Consider the following 216-nt stretch of genomic DNA (forward strand, 5'->3'; position numbering starts at 1 on the left):
CGTTTAGCGAGTTGATGGCCGCGATCTGGATATCCGTTCGGTAGACATCGTCATCTTCTACGTCATCGCCGAAGGGAAGCAGCCTCTCGACCTCGCTCCAGTCGGTGCCTGGGCGGATGAACGTCGCCCTCGCGCATCCGTCCAGCCTGCCATCCTCCAGGCCAACGCCGATCCCGGTGTCGATAAACGGGATCGCCAACCGGACCAGTCCCTCAG

Annotated in this window: 1 pseudogene; it reads right to left on the reverse strand. The window is 62.0% G+C overall.

Features of this window, described 5'->3' with window-relative positions:
- Window positions 1–216, reverse strand: a pseudogene (locus tag AF337_RS44790) (ThiF family adenylyltransferase); the annotation flags it as partial.

This window comes from Rhizobium ecuadorense (assembly GCF_001187535.1).
Lineage (GTDB): Bacteria > Pseudomonadota > Alphaproteobacteria > Rhizobiales > Rhizobiaceae > Rhizobium > Rhizobium ecuadorense.